The organism is Parvibaculum sedimenti (genome assembly GCF_009184905.1).
Taxonomy (GTDB): Bacteria; Pseudomonadota; Alphaproteobacteria; order Parvibaculales; family Parvibaculaceae; genus Parvibaculum; species Parvibaculum sedimenti.
Map to the genome: position 1 here is coordinate 221,710 of NZ_WESC01000006.1, position 18,126 is coordinate 239,835.

Consider the following 18,126-nt stretch of genomic DNA (forward strand, 5'->3'; position numbering starts at 1 on the left):
GAAGCCTGCGTCTCGAAGGGCGAGGCCAAGGCCTTACCACCGGCCTGAAGACCCGCCGCCGCCGGAGCTTCCGCCACCGCCGCCGAAGCCGCCTCCGCCTCCGCCAAATCCGCCGCCACCGCCGCCCCACCAGATGCCGGGCCCGCGTCCGCCGCGGCGGCGCGCATTGCCGGCGACGAACATCCAGATCAGGAAGAACACGATGAAGGGTAAAGCGTTCTTCCAGTCCCCCTGATCCTGCCTGGGTGCGGGGAGCGAGCCACCGCCCAGTACCTTCAGGATCGCGGCGGTACCGTCCTCAATGCCGCCCGGCAGATCGCCCGCCTTGAAGCGCGGCGTGACAATGTCCCGAATGATCTGTGAGGAGAGTGCGTCGGTCAGCGTGCCTTCGAGCCCATAGCCGACCTCGATCCGCAACTCATGTTCGTTCGGCGCGATGAGAAAGAGAACGCCGTTGTTCTTGTCCTTCTGGCCGAGCTTCCAGATGCGAAAGGTTTCATTCGCATAAGTCGCTATGTCGTTGCCATCGAGTGACGGCACTGTAGCGACGACGACCTGCTCGGTCGTCTTCGCTTCATGCGCGGCGAGCGCCGCCTCGATCTCGCGCGCCTTCTCAGCCGGCAGCACATGCGCCGCATCGACCACGCGACCGGTGAGCGGCGGCGGGTTGATGGCCGCCATTGCGCTCGCGGCAAAGCCGAAGCAGAACAGGAGCGAGAGAAGGGCGGCGAGGCGCTTCATCAGAACTGGACCTGCGGCGCTTTCTCCGCGCCGGGCTCGGCCGCGAAGTTCGCCTTGGGCTTCGCGTCGGCATAGAAGAACGCGGCGACGAGACGGCCGGGGAAGGTCCGGAGCGTTGTGTTGTAGGTCTGTACGGCGGCGATGTAATCGCGCCGCGCAACGGAGATGCGGTTCTCGGTTCCTTCAAGCTGCGATTGCAACGTCAGGAAATTCTCGTTGGCCTTGAGCTGCGGATATTGCTCCGACACGACCAGAAGCCGCGACAGGGCGCCGCCAAGCTCGCGTTGGGCGGCCTGATAATTTGCAACGGCCTTTTCGTCGGTCGGGTCGGGCGCGGTAAGCTGGCCGACGCGGGCGCGGGCATTCGTCACTTCGGTCAGCACCTTTTCTTCATGTGCTGCATAGCCCTTCACCGTCGCAACGAGATTGGGCACAAGGTCCGCGCGCCGCTGATACTGGTTGAGCACCTGGCTCCATGCAGCATTCGCCGCCTCATCCTGGCGCGGGATCACATTGATGTTGGAAAATATCCAGACACCGATCAGCGCAATGACGGCGAGAATTCCCAAAATGACAGCGCGGCCGTTCGACATTTCATCCCCTCGTTTTCCGGTCTACAGGCGACCGACATTACCCTGCCTCTGTGTTCGCAGCGAGGCGGCAATTGGGCACCACGGAGAATTAGATAGGGAGGGAAGGTGGGGAAGTGAATGGCGCGAGCCAATTTTCAATGCACGCAACCCCGCTCAGCGGAAGCCCCGGTCATCCTGTCGGGCGTTCCTCGCGGGGTTGCTTATGGATGTGCTGTTCGCACTCGCCCCAGCTTAAGAGCAGGGCCTGTTCCATTGCTATCGCCTGCGCACTCAATGTGAGTAGCCCGGGCGTCAGTTTCACGGTGCGCTCTATGGCATAAATGGTTGGCTGACCGGCCGCCCATGAAGAACGCGTCAGGACTGCGATGAAATGCAAGATCCAGATGTTTCAGGATCTTGCCTGCGTCGGTGGAGTCATCTTCGAAACCTCCCCGTTGGAGCCATCTGATGAAGAAATGCTAGGCCCGTTGTCGTTGAAGCGTCAACAAGAATTGAGCTTTGCCTACGCGACAAATTTGGGGCAGCGAAACTGACTTAAATAAAACGTATACGGATTAATTCGGGGTTCCGACGCTCGCGCTTCGTCAGCTTGACGTGCGCTGTTTCCACCGTCACGCTGCGCCAAAACAAAACGCAAGGGAGGTAACGAATGTGGCTTCGTCAGGTGGCGCTCGTCGTGCATGATCTCAAGCCGGTGGTTGAGCAGCTTGGCAACGTGTTGGGGCTCAAGGTTGCGTTCAACGATCCTGCGGTCGGCATGTTCGGGCTCGTCAACGCGGTGATGCCGGTCGGCGACGAGTTTCTCGAAGTTGTACAGCCGGTGAAGGATGACGCTTCCGCCTCGCGCTATCTCCATCGCCGTGGCGGGGATGCGGGCTACATGGTGATCCTTCAGACCGGCGACGCACTCGCGGAACGGAAGCGTATTCTTGGCCTTGGCGCCCGCAAGATCGCGGAGCACGAGGGGGCGTCCGTCTTCACGCATTTTCATCCGGGCGACTTCGGCGGCGTTTTGACGTCGGTCGATTCCGTGACCGGTGTCGAGAACTGGTTCGACCACGACAGCGACTGGCCCTATGCCGGGCGCGACTGGCGGAAGGCTCGCAATGACATATCGACGGGAATTCTCGCCGTGACCATTCAGGGCCGCGCACCCGAGGCGCTTGCCGCGCGCTGGGCGCAGCTTCTCGATCAGCCCCTGCGCGAGGGCGCGCGCGGTCCGGAGATCGCATTGAGGCGCGGTGTCATTCGCTTCGTCGAACCGGTGGATGCCGACGGCACTGGCGTTGTCGGCATCGACATTGCTGTGGCCGATCCGCAAGCCTGCCTCGAAAGGGCGCGCACCGTCGGGGTGCTGGTCGAGGGCAATGCGGTCCGCATCTGCGGCACGTCTTTCGAACTCGTTCGGGCTTGATCCGCAACCAAAAGAAAAGGGCCGGAGCTTTCGCTCCGGCCCAATGCCCAAGTCCACCGTGAAGAGACTTAGACGCTGTAGTACATGTCGAACTCGACCGGATGCGGCGTCATTTCATAACGCAGGCACTCTTCCCACTTGAGGTCCGTATAGGCCTCGATCTGCTCCTTCGTGAACACGCCACCCTTCAGGAGGAAGTCGTGGTCTGCTTCGAGCGACAGCAGGGCTTCGCGGAGCGAACCGCAGACCGTCGGGATCTGCTTCAGCTCTTCCGGCGGCAGGTGGTAGAGGTCCTTGTCCATCGGCTGGCCCGGATCGATCCTGTTCTCGATGCCGTCGAGGCCGGCCATGAGCATGGCCGAGAAGGCGAGGTAGGGGTTCGCCGTCGGATCGGGGAAACGGATTTCGATACGCTTCGACTTCGGCGAGGTGCCGTGCGGAATACGGCAGGAGGCCGAGCGGTTGCGCGCCGAGTAGGCGAGCAGAACGGGGGCTTCATAGCCCGGGACGAGACGCTTGTAGCTGTTCGTCGACGGGTTGGTGAAGGCGTTCAGCGCCTTGGCATGCTTCAGGATACCGCCGATGTACCAGAGGCATTCCTGGCTGAGGTCGGCATACTTGTTGCCGGCGAAGAGCGGCTTGCCGTCCTTCCAGATCGACTGGTGGCAATGCATGCCCGAGCCGTTATCGCCGAAGACCGGCTTCGGCATGAAGGTCGCCGTCTTGCCGAAGGCCTGGGCCACGTTGTGGATCACATACTTGTAGATCTGCATGTGGTCGGCGGCCTTGGTCAGCGTCTGGAACTTTGTTCCGAGTTCGTGCTGGGCCGAGGCGACTTCGTGATGGTGCTTTTCGATGACGACGCCCATCTCTTCCATGACGGTGAGCATTTCACCGCGGAGATCCTGCGCGCTGTCGATCGGGTTCACCGGGAAGTAGCCGCCCTTCGTGCGGACGCGGTGGCCGAGATTGCCCGACTCGTAATGCGTGTCGGAGTTGGTCGGCAGTTCGACGGAGTCGAGCTCGAAGCCCGTCTTGTACGGCGTGGCCGAGAACTTCACATCGTCGAAGATGAAGAATTCAGCTTCGGGGCCGAACACGACCGAGTCGCCGAAACCGCCGGAGCGCACATAGGCTTCGGCGCGCTTCGCCGTCGAGCGCGGGTCGCGACCGTAGAGTTCGCCGGTCGAGGGCTCGACGATGTCGCACATGATGGCGAGGGTGTTCTGGGCGTAGAACGGGTCCATCACGGCCGTGTCGAGATCGGGCAGCAGAACCATGTCCGACTCGTTGATCGCCTTCCAGCCCGCAATCGACGAGCCGTCGAACATCGTGCCCTGAGCGAAGAAATCTTCGTCGCAGAAGCCGATGTCGAACGTCACATGCTGCATCTTGCCACGGGGATCCGTGAAGCGCAGGTCAATGTATTTGACGTCCTTTTCCTTGATGAGCTGCTGAATGGAGCCGTAATCAGCCATTTCGTCTTTCCCGTGTGCGTTGTGTTGTACTGAGTGGGAGTTGAGTGTTGAATTAGTGCGCCCCCGCGCCCTAGATAGCTTCCGTGCCGGTCTCGCCCGTGCGGATGCGGATTGCTTCCTCAACGGTCGAGATGAAGATTTTGCCATCGCCGATACGGCCAGTGCGCGCGGCCTGCTGGATAGCCTCGACGGCTTTTGCCACCAGCGCGTCATCAAGCACAACCTCGATTTTCACCTTGGGGAGAAAATCGACGACATATTCGGCGCCTCGGTAAAGTTCGGTGTGGCCCTTCTGGCGACCGAAACCCTTGGCCTCGGTGACAGTGATGCCCTGGAGGCCGACTTCCTGAAGAGCCTCCTTCACTTCGTCGAGCTTGAACGGTTTGATGATCGCCTCGATCTTCTTCATACCTAAATCCCTTTAAACTTTGGTCGCAGCGTCCGCCGGCTTCTACCTGCTTAATAGCATGGGTCGTGCCACTCCGCGACTGAACGAATATCGTGCTGAATCAAGGTCTTGGCCACTTGTGGACAATATCTGCCCAAAATGAGGGCCCCATAACTGCCTGTAAAATAGACAATATGAACGAAAAGTGGGCAACGTCGTGGCATCCCTGAGGATTTGCGCCGATGGAGCGGCTTTGACATGCTCCGCCACGGTCGCGATGCGGCGTTAAGCCCTGGAGGCGTGGCCGGGACCCAACTAACGGAGTGTGTGGCGGAATGCGGCCGGTGAACAGTGTTTTCGGGAATCTCGGGACAACGATCTTCACTGTTATGTCGGCGCTCGCCGTCGAACATGGGGCAATCAATCTTGGACAGGGCTTTCCGGACGATGAGGGGCCGGACGACGTTCGAGCCGCGGCCGCGAAGGCCCTGATCGACGGCCCTAACCAGTATCCCCCGATGCCTGGCGTCCCCGCGCTCCGCCAGGCGGTCGCCGTCGCCAACAAGCGATTCTACGGGCTGGACATCGACTGGCAGAAGGAGGTGCTGGTCACGTCCGGAGCCACCGAAGCCTTGGGCGACTGCCTGATGGGCCTCCTCAATCCCGGCGATGAGGCGATCATCCTTGAGCCCGCCTATGACAGCTACAAGCCGATGATCGAGGCGATGGGGGCGAAGGTCGTCTCCGTTGCGTTGGAGCCGCCCTTCTGGTCGTTGCCGATCGAGAAGCTGGCTTCCGCATTTTCCGACAAGACCAAGCTCATCCTGCTCAACACGCCGATGAACCCGACCGGCAAGGTCTTCACGCTTGTGGAATTGCAGGCGATTGCCGATCTCGTGGTGAGGCACGATGCCTATGCGGTCTGCGACGAGGTCTATGAGCATCTCGTCTTTTCGGGTCACCGGCACATTCCGCTGATGACGCTGCCGGGCATGCGCGAGCGTTGTGTGCGCATCGGTTCGGCGGGGAAGACCTTTTCGCTTACCGGCTGGAAGATCGGCTACATCACCGGGCCTGAGCATCTGATGACACCGATCATGAAGGCGCACCAGTTCGTGACCTTCACCACGCCTCCTGCGCTGCAAACGGCCATAGCCTTCGGCCTCGGCAAGGAGGACAGCTATTTCGAGGCGCTCGCGAGTTCGCTCGAAGCCAAACGCGATCTGATGGCAGCGGGCCTGCGCGAGGTTGGATTCGATGTTCTGCCGACGGATGGAACCTATTTCATCACCGTCGATTTTCGCCCGCTCGGCTTCAATGGCACGGATGAGGAGTTCTGTCGGGACATCACCGTGAAGGCGAAAGTCGCGGCTATTCCGCTCTCGGCGTTTTATGCTCCGGACGCTCCCCAGGTGCCGCGCCATCTCGTTCGCTTCTGCTTCTGCAAGCAGGATGCGATCATCACGGAAGCGGGTGCGCGGTTGAAGGATTACGCGGCGCGGTCCTGATCGGGAGATGTCCCGTAACGGTCCATTGTGATGGGCTCGTGAGGCTATATAATTCTCGCACGGTCCACCTTGGGGGATGCGATTTTTACGCCATGCTCTCGATTGTAACGACCTGCAAAAGTCGCTTGCACCATCTGCAGCACACCTTGCCGCTGATGCTCAGGCAGTCATTTGCCGAGGTGGTTGTCGTCGACTATGGGTGCGGGCAGGGGACCGCGGACTGGGTGGTGAAAAATCATCCCCAAGCGAGGGTGGTCAAGGTCGATGACGATCCCGGTTTTTGCCTGGCGCGGGCGCGGAACATCGGAGCGGCGAATTCTTCTCACCCGTTTCTGTGCTTTGCCGATGCCGATACGATTTTCAAGGGAGATGTCGGAGGGTGGTTCAGACGCAATGCGCGGGAAAGCACACTGTATCGTTGCGCAGACAAGGTGGACGAGCTCGACGGCTTTGCCATTTGCAGCAAGGCTAACTTCCGGAGAGTTGGCGGCTATGACGAGGCTATCCGAGGTTGGGGACACGAGGACACGGACCTCTACGAACGGTTGGGCATGATCGGGGTCGCCAGAAGCACCGTTCCCGAAGGCGCGCTCGATAGCATAAGGCATGGAAATGAGGAGCGGCAGTTCGGCAAGAACGATCCGGGCGGATATCAATCGCGCCGGGAGGCGAGCGCTCTCGGGGAAGCCTACCGGCTCATCAAGATGGATGCCATGAAGCTGCTCGGCATGGAACTTGCGCCGGAATTTCGGAAGAAATTGTTCGAACAGATACTGACGCTACACGGAGAGGCGAGAAACAACGGTCGGGATGTGTTTTTCATCCACGTCGATCTGCCGTTTCAGGATGGGCGCAATGTCTATTCGAAAGCATCGCGGCGGCTCAGCTATGTCGTGCCGGTGCAGCCTCTGGTTGCCGAATAGCCGGGCCGCACCGGCCGAAACTATCAGGCGCGATCCCTTGTAAACGGGCAGCGCCGCCCCCATCTCATCAAAAGCACGGATTCACCGATTCGGCTTCTTGGAAGCTTTCATCGCGAAACCGGGGCGCCATTGGCCGGATGTACGCCGTGCCGCCCGTATGCTTCCTCTCCCTCAAAGATGAAAACCGCCGGCTCGATAATGGTATCGCCCGCGCGGAACTGGACGCCGCCCCTGGGAGCGGCACATCACATGAACACAAGAACCAACACGAACAGATCGCCCCGTCATACGGGCGGGTCGCAGGCTCGGGGCAACCGGGCGCAAGCGGGCAATCCAGCCCAGTGGCGCCAGAGCTTCGAGCGCTACTCCGCGCTGGCGCAAGGCGAGAGCGATGACCGGGTCGCCCGCGAAAACTACTACCAATATGCCGAGCATTACCTGCGGCTCATGCATGAGGCCGAGGCGGTAGCCTGATTCCACATTGCCGTTTTCAGATTGCCGACGGTCCTTCCGGGGCTGGCCGTATGACTTCGGCCCGGGTAACGTCCGCCGGGTTGGGCGCCCGTTCTCTGCCGTCATGGCCGAGTCGATCCGCGCCGGGCGGGAGATGAAGTGTCGCTTTCAGTGTCCGATGAGGAGGGGCCCGCTTTGGCTGCGGCCGAGACTATACGTCTCGATCCGACAGACCCGCTTGCTCCGCCGCCGCCGAAGCGGCGCAGCGGTTGGAACCTGTCGGTTACGGTCGCGCTGGCGTTTCTCATAAATGTCCTCGTTCTTGTTGGCTTGTTCGTGCGCTTGCCTGACAGGCCAAAGCCGCGTCCTGCCGAGCCGGAGGCCATCTCGGTCGAGCTGGTCAAGCCGCAGGAGCAGCCCCAACCGAAACCCCAGCCAAAACCCCAGCCCGAGCAGAAAAAGCCTGAAGAGCAGAAGCCTCAGAAAAAGCAGAGCTATTTCGAATCGGGCGGCAGCCCCGAGTTGAAGATGGGCCGCGCGCCCAAACAGGAGCGCGCGCCGGATAAGGCGCCCAAGCCCGAAGCACAGGAAAAAAAGAAAGAGGCGCCGAAGATCGCGCTTCCCGACTGGGCGCTTCTGCCGGGCGGCGACGTTCCAAAGGCGGACAAGGGCAAGAGCAGCACACAGGCGAGCGGCGCGCCCTCGAAGCTCATCGGCAGCGCCTTGCTTGGCGAGGGCGGCGGCGACGCCTATCTGAACGCGTTACGCGAGCGGATCGGTCGCAATGTCACCTATCCGGCGACCGGTGGCGGCCGGCATGGAACGACGGTCTGGCAGATCATCGTCAGCCATGCGGGGAACGTCAAAGGGATCAAGCTCGTGCGCTCGTCCGGCCATTCCGATCTCGACTATGCGGCGCTCAAGGCCATCGAGCGATCGGTGCCCTTCGACCCGCTTCCGGACAATTATGCCAATCTGGTCGTCATCACTGCCCCGGTGCCGGTGCCTTTCGAGCCTTGAGGCCTTTGACGCGGCCAATTGGCTCGGCTCTGTTCCGCGCCATCATGAACACGTCGCTGATGCTCAAAAAACAGAAAGCCACCACGACCGTCCTCGGGCGGGCGAGGGCGCGCATCTGAACGAAGCATCAGAGCGATCCTTGAAGCCCCGCCGGTCAGGACGGGGCTTTTCTGTTTCAGGGCCCCGTTCTCCGGCATCACGGAGATAAAAATGGGTTCCAATCTTTCCTCTCCCCTCGTCGCAATCGTCGGCGCGACCGGCGCCGTCGGCGTCGAGATGATCCGCTGCCTCGAGGAGCGCAACTTCCCGCTTTCGGGCCTGCGCCTTCTCGCTTCGCCGCGTTCGACGGGCCGCAAGCTCAAGTTTCGCGATCGGGAAATCGAGGTCGAGCCGCTGACGGAGCAGAGCTTCAAGGGCGTGGACATCGCGCTCTTTTCGGCGAGCGGCACTGTTTCGCGGCAATTCGCGCCGATCGTGGTAAAGGAAGGCGCCATCGTCGTCGACAATTCCTCGGCCTTCCGCATGGATGCCGACACGCCGCTCGTCGTGCCGGAGATCAATGCGGGCGAGATCGCACGGCACAAGGGCATCATCGCCAATCCGAACTGCGCTGCAATCATCTCGATCACCCCGCTCTGGCCGGTGCATCAGCGCAATCCGATCAAGCGTCTCATCGTCGCGACCTATCAGGCGGCATCCGGCGCGGGTGCTGCGGCGATGGAGGAGCTTCGCGCCTCCACCGAGGCTTATCTGCAAGGACGCGAATACAAGAACACAGTGCTGCCGCATCCTTACGCCTTCAATCTCTTCAGCCACAACACGAAGATCGATCCTGTGACCGGCTATAACGACGAAGAGATGAAGGTCATCGAAGAGACGAAGAAGATCTTCGGCGACCCCGACATTCGCGTTTCGGCAACCTGCGTTCGCGTGCCGGTGCTGCGCGCGCATTCCGTTGCAGTCACCTTCGAATGCGAACGGCCGATCGCGGCGGCAGAGGTTCGCGAGCTGATGAAGACGGCACCGGGGGTGAAGCTCGTTGACGACTGGGCGAACAATTACTTCCCCATGCCGAAGGATGCCTCCGGACAGGACGACATTCTCGTCGGCCGTATCCGTCAGGACCTGAGCGATCCGAGCGGCAAGTCGGTGACTCTGTTCTCGGCGGGCGATCAGCTCCTCAAGGGTGCGGCGCTCAACGCCGTGCAGATCGCTGAAAAGCTCGTCAAGGTTCCGGCGCTGGCATAGAGCGAGGTTGGCAATCCCGGCATGTCCCGGATATCGCCGGGGTTGTTACCTGAACCTTTCGTTTCTGTAATTTTTGCAAAGACCATCCGATGAGAGGAAGCTCGGTGGGCCTGTCCTGTTGTCGTCGGCAGGCCCATATAAAAAGGGGATGGAAACATGCTTAAACATTACACCTGCATTGTCTTGACGAGCTTGAGTATCGCTGGCGTCTCCATGTTGGTTCATGGCACCGCATTCGCCGCCATGACGGACGTTAATCAGGAAATCATGACGGCGGCCAAACATGCGCAATTGGCCGGCAATTCCGAGAACATCGACGGTGTGCATGTTCATCTGAATCACGCACTCAATTGCATTGAAGGACCCAAGGGCGCCGACTTCGACGCAAAGCAGCTGAACCCGTGCAAGGGCATGGGGGCGGGCGCCATACCCGACTCCACAGACGCGAAGGCCAAGGCGGGGCTCGAAGCGGCAGCCAAGGAAGCGCTGGCGGGCATCAATGAAAAGGATCTCGCCGCTGCGCAAAAGCATGCGCGCGATACAGAGGTCATGCTGAACCGCATTGGAAAATAGAAAACGCGCGTCCGAGTTGACGGGCGAAGGGCTGACCTCGTCCTTGAGGTCAGCCCTTCGCGATCTGCTCATATCTATTTTGCGGAGCTGCTCGGCGTAAGGTCCATACTGACCGCTTATAGCGAAGCAACGGCACAGCTGACGCTGCGTCAGCCGTGGCTCTCCGCCTGCCGCTGGACATCGGGAGGCGAGGCCTTATTCTCCCCCGCAAATCAGATTGGAGGCCGGCCGGAGAGCGGGCTTGTTCGACAGGGAGTAAATGATGGCGAAGGTCCAACCGGAAGACCGCACACCGATCCTCGTGGGCTGCGGCCAGCTCGTGCAAAAGGAGAAGGATGTCGAAAAGGCGAAGTCGCCGATGGACCTTATGGCCGACGCAGCGCGCCTCGCGGCGGCGGACACAGGCCTTGGTGAAAAGCTCTGGCCGATCGTCGACAACATCACCGTCGTGCGCTTCATCACCGACAGCCCGGACTCGGGCAAGCTTCCGTTCGGCCGCTATCCGAATGCGCCGAAGACGCTCGGCAATCTCGTCGGCGCGAACGCCTCGAAGAACTGCTATGGCCCGACCGGCGGCAACACGCCGCAATATCTCGTCAACCACACGGCGGAACTGATCGCCGAAGGCCAGACGGATATTGCGCTGGTCGCGGGCTCGGAATGCTTCGGCACGATGATGCGTGCGCTGGGGCAGGGCAAGATGCTCCCCTGGAATGACGATCCGGGCGGCGAGCGCATCGACATCGGAGTCGAGAAGCTCGGCGTCACCGAGGTCGAGAAGCGCCACAAGCTGCAGTTCCCGGTGAACATCTATCCGATGTTCGAGAATGCGATCCGGGGCCAGAAGGGCCGCACGGTGAAGGAGCATCAGCTCGCTGTCGGCAAGCTCATGGCGCCCTTCACGCAGGTCGCCGCGAAGCACCCGCAGGCCTGGTTCCCCGTCGAGCGTACCGCTGAGGAAATTGCCACCCCGTCAGACGATAACCGCTATGTCGGCTTTCCGTACACGAAGTACATGAATGCCATCATGCAGGTCGATCAGGCGGCGGCCGTCGTCATGATGTCGGTGAAGAAGGCGCGTGAACTCGGCATTCCCGAAGCGAAGTGGGTTTACCTGCATGGCTGCGGCGACGCGAATGATCTGTGGTATCCGACCGAGCGCGTGGACTATCACTCGTCGCCGGCCATCCGGCTCATCGGCCGCAAGGCATTCGACATGGCGGGCTGGAAGATCGGGGATATCGACTTCATCGACCTTTATTCCTGCTTTCCCTCGGCGGTGCAGATCGGCCGCAATGAACTGGGCATCGCGGAAGACGATCCGCGTCCGCTCACCGTTACCGGCGGCCTTCCTTACTTCGGCGGCGCGGGCAACAACTACGTCATGCACTCGATCGCCACGATCATGGACAAGCTGCGCGCGAAGCCGGGCAGCAAGGGCCTGTGCACCTCGAACGGCTGGTATGTGACGAAGCACGGCATCGGCCTCTATTCAACCGATCCGGTGGCGGGTCCGTGGAAGCGTGAGAAGCCCTCGTCCTACCAGGGCGAGATCGACAACGAGGCTCATCCGAAGGTCGACGAGAAACCGAACGGCGCGGCGAAGATCGAAACCTATACGGTGGTCAATGGCCGCAACGGGCCGGAATTCGCCATCCTCTTCGGCCGGCTCGACGCGACCGGCGCGCGCTTCGTCGCGCATACGCCCAACGACCCGGTGACGCTCAGCGACATGATGGAACGCGAACAGCTTGGCCGTTCGGGCAAGGTGCAATCGGCGGCCGACGGCAGCGTGAACATCTTTACGCCGGAATGATCCAAAAGGTCTGAACGGCTGCCCCAACAAGAAAGGCCCGGATCAAATCCGGGCCTTTTGCATTGATCGCGGGCTCTGCGGCAGGGTTCACCAGAACCAGGTGTCGACGTTTTCGATTGCACGGCCTTCGCCGACGGCGATGAAGCCCTTGATCGAACGCACCAGAAACCAGACCACGGTGGCCAGTAGAATGAACCAGCCAATGACGAAGAACAGCGAGAACACGCCGAGCAGCGAGTAGAGCAGGCCGATCCAGAAGGTCCGAATTTGCCAGGTATAATGCGACGCCGCCACGGCGCTCGCGGTTCCGCGCTTGAGGTAGGCGAAGATCAGGCCGCCAAGGGCGGTAATGCCAAAGATGAAGCTGACAAAATAAAGGATATAAACGAGCTTCGCCCCGTCGAGATCGCCCGAAGCGGGCTGCAGGGTTGGCTGCGTGGAAGTGTCGCTCATGCTGAGTTTTCCCTGAAATGAGTCGCCTTACGAAAACGTAACGTTTTGAGCGTGGTCTGACCATCCGCCTTGCAAATTCCGCCCCGCTCGCAGACAAGAACCCATCAGAGAATTGAACGCGAGGAACGCCATGCCCACCCTCTACATGATCCGTCACGGCGAAGCAGCCTCCGGCTGGGATGCCGACATGGACCCTGGCCTGAGCGAAAAGGGCCGGGCGCAGTCGGAAGCGGTGGCGCGTGAAATTGAAGCGCGCGTCGGCAAGAGGTTGCCGTTGATTTCCTCGCCGCTGCGTCGCTGTCGCGAGACCTCGGAGCCGCTGGCCAGGACGTGGTCAGCGAGCACGCGGGTCGATGAGCGCGTGGGTGAGATCCCGTCGCCCGTGCACGACCTGAAGGAACGCGGCGAGTGGCTGCGAAGCCTGATGGCAGGAAGCTGGAACGGTGTTGCGCCGCAGGGTGGCGTCGATCTTCATGCCTGGCGCCGTGGCGTTGTCGAAGCGCTGGTGAGGCTCGAAGAGGACACTGTGATCTTCAGTCATTTCGTCGCGATCAATGTCGCGGCGGGGGCGGCTCTCTTCGACGAGCGTGTCATTCTTTTCAAGCCGGACAATTGCTCGGTCACGGTCTTCGAGACGCGCGGTACTTCGCTCTCGTTGGTCGAAAAGGGCCGGGAAGCTGAGACCAAGGTGAACTGAGCGCTGCTCAGCCCGCCAGCACCGCGGCGAGGCCCACGCGTTCAACGTGCGGTAGGTCGAGCTGCAAAACCTCTTCACCGCCGACCGTCGCGAGCCATTCCCTGACGCGTTGCTGATCGGTGGTGGACATGGCGCCGAACGCGTCGAGCATGCGCTGCGCCATCCACACCGGATAGCTAAGGGCGGGCCTTCGATGCGCGCCGCCCGCCATCGGGTAGCTCACCGGCGACATGTGGCGGACGATCTTGCCACCCGAGGCGAGGGGGCGGGTCTTGCGCAATTCGGCGGCGCAGGCGGCGACAAACGGAACCATCTCGTCGAAGATCGAGCGCAGGGCGGGCATGAGCGTCGCGGCGACCCTATCGTCGGCATCGAACGCGCCCGGTGCTTCCGATGGCTGGAACATGCGTTCGATCCAGGCTTTGAGATGCGGGCGCGGCGCGATCAGTTCGCGCTTCGGCCAAGGGTCACGACCGAGATGCGCGTAGAGCGGTCCGATCAACCCATAGTCGCCGAGCGAGGGCCGGTCTCCGAAGAGGAACGCGTGATGCTCGAAATGGCGGTTCAGGCCGTCGAGCTGGACTTGCGCAAAGCGGTCGATGACGGGCGCGCCCTCGGGCGTCACGCCGACCGAGCGGGCGAGGCGGCGCATCAGCCGGGCGTGGTTGTTTCCCAGAAGGTTTCGCAACCACATCGGGTAACCGCGCATCAGAGCCTCTCCAGCATCATGGACGAAGAGCGCGCGGTTTTCGTCGTGGCTCCAGCGGGCATGCATAGCGAGCGGAAGCCAGAATTCGTCGCCCCAGAGTTCGAAAAGGTAGGACGCGAAGCGCAAGACCGGCGTCACCGGTAAAACGGGGCAAGCGGGGAAACGCTTCTCCAGTTCGTCGATGATGACGCTCGAATCCTGCAACCATTCGTCTTCCGGCGTGATCATAATGGGAACAGCTGACGCTTTGGTGCGCTTGGGCGCTGTGCGGAAGAGTTCCCAAGGCGTGGTGTGAGTTTCGACGAAGGGTATGCGTTTCTGCAGCAGGTAACTGCGAACCTTGCCGCTATAGAGCGACAGTTCGGCACCGATCATCGTGTAGGACGTTTCCTGCTCAGCCATTCGGACGCTTTCCTCAAAGATGGACCAGGCGCGGGCAGGCGGCCCCGCGTCGGTCAAATTCCGTAATGCGAAATTAATGTAGCTTGGTCTGGCCTCGCCACGCGATTTGGCTTTAATGTAACACATTATTAGAAAAGCGCGCAGGGAGAGTGCCATGACCTACAAGCATCCTTCGGGTGAGGAATTCGGCGGCGTGATTGGCCGCACGGTTAATGAATCGACACCCTGGTGGCCGGAGCCGAAGCTCAAGCCGGGCTCGCCCAATGTCGTGATGGTTGTGCTCGATGACACGGGCTTTTCGCATTTCGGCTGCTATGGCTCATCCATCGCGACACCCAACATCGACGCAGTGGCGGCGAAGGGCGCGCGCTTTACGGGGTTCCACACCACTGCGCTCTGCTCGCCGACGCGGGCCTGCCTGCTCACGGGCCGCAATCACCATGCGGTCGGCATGCGCGGCATTTCCAACTTCGACACCGGCTTTCCGAACATGCGTGGCTCGATCCCGAAAAGCGCTGCGACGCTTGCCGAGATCCTGCGCGATCAGGGCTATGCGACCTTCGCCACAGGCAAGTGGCACCTTGCGCCCATGTCCGAATGCTCCGCTGCCGGACCGTTTACGAACTGGCCGCTGCAAAAGGGCTTTGATCGTTATTACGGCTTCTTGCAGGGCGAGACCGATCAGTTTCACCCCGAGCTGACTCATGACAATCACTTCGTCGATGTGCCAAAAGGCGTGGAGGAGGGCTATCACTTCTCCGAAGATGCGGTGGACCGCGCCTCGGGCATGGTACGTGACCTGACGTCGCTCGTGCCCGAAAAGCCCTTCTTCCTTTACCTTGCCTTCGGCGCCATGCATGCGCCGCATCAGGCGCCGCAATCCTATCTCGACAAATATCGCGGAAAGTTCGACGCAGGTTGGGACGTGGTGCGCGCCGAATGGTTCGAGCGGCAGAAGGCGCTCGGTATCATCCCGCCCGAGACGAAGCTTGCGCCCCGCAATCCCGGCGTGAAGCCGTGGGAGGAATTGACGGCGAATGAAAAGGCCTTCGCCTGCCGCCTTCAGGAAGCTTTCGCGGCCATGCTCGAGCACACCGACGCGCAGATCGGGCGGCTCATCGATTTCCTCAAGGGCATCGGCCAGTGGGAAAACACGATTTTCATGGTGCTCTCCGACAATGGCGCGAGCCAGGAAGGCGGGCAAACCGGCGTTCTCGACGAAATGAAGTGGTTCAACCTCATGCAGGAGGATGTCAACGCTGCTGTCGAGCGTCTTGACGACATCGGCGGGCCGAACAGCCATTGCAACATTCCCTGGGGTTGGGCGCAGGTCGGCAATACGCCGCTCAAATGGTACAAGCAGAACACGCATGGCGGCGGTGTGCGCGATCCGCTGGTGATGCATTTTCCGAAGGGTCTCGAAGCGCCGGGTGCGATCCGCGCGCAGTTTTGCCATGCCATCGACATTGCGCCGACCGTTCTCGACATCATCGGCATTCCTTCGCCGGATGTGGTTGCCGGTGTGCCGCAGATGCCGGTGCATGGCGTCAGCCTCAAACCCGCACTCAAGGATCCGAAGGCTGCGATCCCGCGCGGGCCGCAGATGTTCGAGATGCTCGGCCATCGCGGAATCTGGAAGGATGGTTGGAAGGCTGTCACGCATCACGAAAACGGCACGCCGTTCGATGAGGACAAGTGGGAGCTCTACAAGCTCAGCGAAGACTTCTCGGAATATAACGACCTCGCGGAGCGGGAGCCCGGGCGCCTGAAGGAGATGATCGATCTCTGGTGGGCGGAGGCGGAACGCCATGGCGCGTTGCCGCTGGACGATCGTGGCGCTTTCGCTCTCTTCGCCGCCTCGCGCCGCCCTGGCATGCCGACCTCACGCGGGCATTTCGTCTATTACCCGCCAGTGTCGCATATCGTCAGCGACGCCTGCCCGCCGGTCGCGCGTGGTTGGAAGATGGCGGCCGACCTCGACCATCCAGCGAGCGGCGGTGACGGCGCGCTCGTCTCACGCGGCAGCATCAACAGCGGCTTCGTTCTCTACATCAAGAACGGGCGGCCGCATTTCGACTACAACGCGTTCCATGAACACACGCTGCTCGTCGGCGATGCGGCGCTCGCGCCGGGGCGCCATAAGGTGGAGCTGCATGTCACACGCCGGCAGGATGGCGGCGGCGACGTATCCTTGCTCGTCGATGGTGCGGAAGTGGCGCATGGCAGCATCCAGAAGCTTCTCTTCCTCATATCGAGCCTCGGCATGGACATCGGCCGCAGCGTCGCGCCGGTGAACAGCGACTATGCGGAGCCTTTCAAATATGGCGGCAAGATTCACACCGTCACTTTCGACATCCCGCCGCTGGAACTCCGCGGCGAGGCCGTGGCGCAGGTGAGAGCGGCGGAGGCGCAACAATAGGGTAGCGAATCTATTTAACTGTCGCTGCTGTTTTGAGGTGAGCCAGTCTTGTGCGCGCCGAGTGGAATGGCAGGTCGTTGTGCGCCGCGACCATGCCCCTTGCGGGGAACCAAGGGGTAGCACATCAATTGATCCATCGTCTCCTGCCCAAATTTTTGTTGCAGCCGAACCAGAAGGTCTGGTTCGGCTGCGTGTACGAAGGCCAAATATCCGCGAAGATAGGAAATGCTCTCGGCCGAAAGCTTATCTTCTTGGTAAAGATGAATCATTGTTCGGATTTGCCGCTTCTTCTTTCTGCCAACAGATAGAGTCCGATCTGAGGTGAGGACCAAACCTGTAACCGTGCGATTGCGCTTCCTCGACGTGAATACCGACTTTTCTTCATTGATCGAAAGTGATGGTTGTCCACCGCTACTGAGTCTGATTCGGATTAGCTCCATCATAACCGAAAGGCAATTTGGCTTGTCGGTGGATAGAAACAGGTCATCAGCATATCGTGTGTAAATTACCTCACGGTCTTTGCTGGCTTGAAACACGAATTCGTCAAAATCTATAAGAATAGCGTTGGAGAGGATCGGGGAGCTTGGTGCTCCAATCGATAGTGCGCCATTTTTGCAGACGATATCGGTAATCACCTGAACGTCATCATCGGTCAGGATATCTGAAAATCGGGAAGAATTTTTTTCCAGTAAGTGGCGTATGTCTGCCGCCCTAATTGAAGGAAAGAAGTTCTTAAAGTCGATCTTCAGGAGATAGTTCTTTCGTACATGAGCTTGCGCGTTGTCGGCAATTCCGACCCCCTCTCGATATGAGGCGACCGCGTGATGTACCGGCAGCGCCGAAAACATATTTCGAACCAACCAGCGCTGCAGAAATTTCACTTCAGGCGTCGGGTGGCTAATGGTACGCCGACCGCCCGTCCGTTTGGGGATCGTATAGGTCTTGTAGCGACGGCTCGCAGTCTTAACGATCACCCGTAGGTGATCGACGCCGATACCTGTTTCCCGTGCGATGCGTTCAAGGATCATTGTGGAAGACCCTTCACGATTGCGGCGATGTTAGGAAAATGCTTTTCGTAGAAATCCATTAGCTCAAGTCGAAATGTGACGGTGTTCCAGCCGTCGAATTCAAAGAACGGTTTGGCGGTGCGATTGACCCCGAAGAATTCATTATCGCCGCCGCATCTTTGAACAAAGTCAGCAGCAACGAGTATCGTAAGCGATGTTTCGTTCACACCTTGACTGGATAATTCCAAGGGAGCAGATCTTTGATCTGGCTTTGCTTGTGTCCG

General features: G+C 60.5%; 18 protein-coding genes. 10 read left to right on the forward strand and 8 right to left on the reverse strand.

Going from position 1 to position 18,126, the window contains the following annotated elements:
* Positions 1-33: 33 nt before the first annotated feature.
* Entirely contained in the window at positions 34-741 is a 708-nt protein-coding gene (locus F2P47_RS08510) for a TPM domain-containing protein (protein WP_185681025.1), read from the reverse strand.
* The gene (locus tag F2P47_RS08515) at positions 741-1,334 is read right to left on the reverse strand and encodes a LemA family protein (RefSeq protein WP_152215923.1); all 594 of its coding nucleotides are present in this window, start codon (positions 1,332-1,334) and stop codon (positions 741-743) included. Before F2P47_RS08515 ends, F2P47_RS08510 begins: the two co-directional genes overlap by 1 nt.
* 649 nt (positions 1,335-1,983) lie before the next feature.
* On the opposite strand from F2P47_RS08515, the gene F2P47_RS08520 reads away from it, so the two are divergent.
* Positions 1,984-2,748: a VOC family protein gene (locus tag F2P47_RS08520; protein WP_152215924.1), complete on the forward strand. Its 765-nt coding sequence runs from the start codon at positions 1,984-1,986 to the stop codon at positions 2,746-2,748.
* 68 nt (positions 2,749-2,816) lie between these two features.
* Here the strand turns inward: F2P47_RS08520 and glnA are convergent, their stop codons facing one another.
* On the reverse strand, positions 2,817-4,226 hold the full coding sequence (gene glnA, locus F2P47_RS08525) for a type I glutamate--ammonia ligase (protein WP_152215925.1): 1,410 nt from the start codon (positions 4,224-4,226) through the stop codon (positions 2,817-2,819).
* Positions 4,227-4,296: 70 nt separating this feature from the next.
* The gene (locus tag F2P47_RS08530; RefSeq protein WP_152215926.1) at positions 4,297-4,635 is read right to left on the reverse strand and encodes a P-II family nitrogen regulator; all 339 of its coding nucleotides are present in this window, start codon (positions 4,633-4,635) and stop codon (positions 4,297-4,299) included.
* Positions 4,636-4,949: 314 nt separating this feature from the next.
* Between F2P47_RS08530 and F2P47_RS08535 the strand changes: the two genes are divergently transcribed.
* The 7 genes from F2P47_RS08535 to F2P47_RS08565 all read left to right on the forward strand — a co-directional run bounded on the left by F2P47_RS08535 (position 4,950) and on the right by F2P47_RS08565 (position 12,155).
* On the forward strand, positions 4,950-6,122 hold the full coding sequence (locus F2P47_RS08535) for an aminotransferase (protein WP_152215927.1): 1,173 nt from the start codon (positions 4,950-4,952) through the stop codon (positions 6,120-6,122).
* 92 nt (positions 6,123-6,214) lie between these two features.
* Entirely contained in the window at positions 6,215-7,045 is an 831-nt protein-coding gene (locus F2P47_RS08540) for a glycosyltransferase family 2 protein (RefSeq protein WP_152215928.1), read from the forward strand.
* A gap of 249 nt (positions 7,046-7,294) precedes the next feature.
* Positions 7,295-7,519 (forward strand): DUF4167 domain-containing protein, encoded by a 225-nt coding sequence (locus F2P47_RS08545; protein ID WP_185681026.1) that lies wholly within the window; start codon positions 7,295-7,297, stop codon positions 7,517-7,519.
* 174 nt (positions 7,520-7,693) lie between these two features.
* On the forward strand, positions 7,694-8,518 hold the full coding sequence (locus tag F2P47_RS08550) for a TonB family protein (RefSeq protein WP_152215930.1): 825 nt from the start codon (positions 7,694-7,696) through the stop codon (positions 8,516-8,518).
* A 210-nt stretch (positions 8,519-8,728) separates the two neighbouring features.
* Positions 8,729-9,766, forward strand: coding sequence for an aspartate-semialdehyde dehydrogenase (locus tag F2P47_RS08555; RefSeq protein WP_152215931.1), 1,038 nt, complete (start codon positions 8,729-8,731; stop codon positions 9,764-9,766).
* Between the two features lie 156 nt (positions 9,767-9,922).
* Positions 9,923-10,339: a hypothetical protein gene (locus F2P47_RS08560; RefSeq protein ID WP_152215932.1), complete on the forward strand. Its 417-nt coding sequence runs from the start codon at positions 9,923-9,925 to the stop codon at positions 10,337-10,339.
* Between the two features lie 259 nt (positions 10,340-10,598).
* On the forward strand, positions 10,599-12,155 hold the full coding sequence (locus F2P47_RS08565) for an acetyl-CoA acetyltransferase (RefSeq protein WP_246176809.1): 1,557 nt from the start codon (positions 10,599-10,601) through the stop codon (positions 12,153-12,155).
* Positions 12,156-12,242: 87 nt separating this feature from the next.
* Here F2P47_RS08565 and F2P47_RS08570 read toward each other — a convergent pair whose 3' ends face one another.
* Complete coding sequence (locus F2P47_RS08570) at positions 12,243-12,608, reverse strand: DUF4870 family protein (protein WP_152215933.1); 366 nt, start codon at positions 12,606-12,608, stop codon at positions 12,243-12,245.
* A 130-nt stretch (positions 12,609-12,738) separates the two neighbouring features.
* On the opposite strand from F2P47_RS08570, the gene F2P47_RS08575 reads away from it, so the two are divergent.
* On the forward strand, positions 12,739-13,305 hold the full coding sequence (locus F2P47_RS08575) for a histidine phosphatase family protein (RefSeq protein WP_152215934.1): 567 nt from the start codon (positions 12,739-12,741) through the stop codon (positions 13,303-13,305).
* 7 nt (positions 13,306-13,312) lie between these two features.
* Here the strand turns inward: F2P47_RS08575 and F2P47_RS08580 are convergent, their stop codons facing one another.
* Entirely contained in the window at positions 13,313-14,416 is a 1,104-nt protein-coding gene (locus F2P47_RS08580) for a glutathione S-transferase family protein (RefSeq protein ID WP_185681027.1), read from the reverse strand.
* A 154-nt stretch (positions 14,417-14,570) separates the two neighbouring features.
* Here F2P47_RS08580 and F2P47_RS08585 point away from each other — a divergent pair, with 154 nt between their 5' ends.
* Positions 14,571-16,835 (forward strand): arylsulfatase, encoded by a 2,265-nt coding sequence (locus tag F2P47_RS08585; RefSeq protein WP_152215936.1) that lies wholly within the window; start codon positions 14,571-14,573, stop codon positions 16,833-16,835.
* 14 nt (positions 16,836-16,849) lie between these two features.
* On the opposite strand, the gene F2P47_RS08590 is transcribed toward F2P47_RS08585, so the two are convergent.
* Positions 16,850-17,863: a retron St85 family RNA-directed DNA polymerase gene (locus F2P47_RS08590; RefSeq protein WP_152215937.1), complete on the reverse strand. Its 1,014-nt coding sequence runs from the start codon at positions 17,861-17,863 to the stop codon at positions 16,850-16,852.
* On the reverse strand, positions 17,860-18,126 hold a 267-nt coding region (locus F2P47_RS17680), incomplete at its 5' end, for a hypothetical protein (protein WP_185681028.1). The genes F2P47_RS08590 and F2P47_RS17680, both read right to left, overlap by 4 nt.

Bases quoted from the DNA above. Each gene is read 5' to 3' on its own strand.
- F2P47_RS08510 (WP_185681025.1), bottom strand. From the start codon at position 741: ATGAAGCGCCTCGCCGCCCTTCTCTCGCTCCTGTTCTGCTTCGGCTTT.
- F2P47_RS08515 (WP_152215923.1), bottom strand. From the start codon at position 1,334: ATGTCGAACGGCCGCGCTGTCATTTTGGGAATTCTCGCCGTCATTGCG.
- F2P47_RS08520 (WP_152215924.1), top strand. From the start codon at position 1,984: ATGTGGCTTCGTCAGGTGGCGCTCGTCGTGCATGATCTCAAGCCGGTG.
- glnA (WP_152215925.1), bottom strand. From the start codon at position 4,226: ATGGCTGATTACGGCTCCATTCAGCAGCTCATCAAGGAAAAGGACGTC.
- F2P47_RS08530 (WP_152215926.1), bottom strand. From the start codon at position 4,635: ATGAAGAAGATCGAGGCGATCATCAAACCGTTCAAGCTCGACGAAGTG.
- F2P47_RS08535 (WP_152215927.1), top strand. From the start codon at position 4,950: ATGCGGCCGGTGAACAGTGTTTTCGGGAATCTCGGGACAACGATCTTC.
- F2P47_RS08540 (WP_152215928.1), top strand. From the start codon at position 6,215: ATGCTCTCGATTGTAACGACCTGCAAAAGTCGCTTGCACCATCTGCAG.
- F2P47_RS08545 (WP_185681026.1), top strand. From the start codon at position 7,295: ATGAACACAAGAACCAACACGAACAGATCGCCCCGTCATACGGGCGGG.
- F2P47_RS08555 (WP_152215931.1), top strand. From the start codon at position 8,729: ATGGGTTCCAATCTTTCCTCTCCCCTCGTCGCAATCGTCGGCGCGACC.
- F2P47_RS08560 (WP_152215932.1), top strand. From the start codon at position 9,923: ATGCTTAAACATTACACCTGCATTGTCTTGACGAGCTTGAGTATCGCT.
- F2P47_RS08565 (WP_246176809.1), top strand. From the start codon at position 10,599: ATGATGGCGAAGGTCCAACCGGAAGACCGCACACCGATCCTCGTGGGC.
- F2P47_RS08570 (WP_152215933.1), bottom strand. From the start codon at position 12,608: ATGAGCGACACTTCCACGCAGCCAACCCTGCAGCCCGCTTCGGGCGAT.
- F2P47_RS08575 (WP_152215934.1), top strand. From the start codon at position 12,739: ATGCCCACCCTCTACATGATCCGTCACGGCGAAGCAGCCTCCGGCTGG.
- F2P47_RS08580 (WP_185681027.1), bottom strand. From the start codon at position 14,416: ATGGCTGAGCAGGAAACGTCCTACACGATGATCGGTGCCGAACTGTCG.
- F2P47_RS08585 (WP_152215936.1), top strand. From the start codon at position 14,571: ATGACCTACAAGCATCCTTCGGGTGAGGAATTCGGCGGCGTGATTGGC.
- F2P47_RS08590 (WP_152215937.1), bottom strand. From the start codon at position 17,863: ATGATCCTTGAACGCATCGCACGGGAAACAGGTATCGGCGTCGATCAC.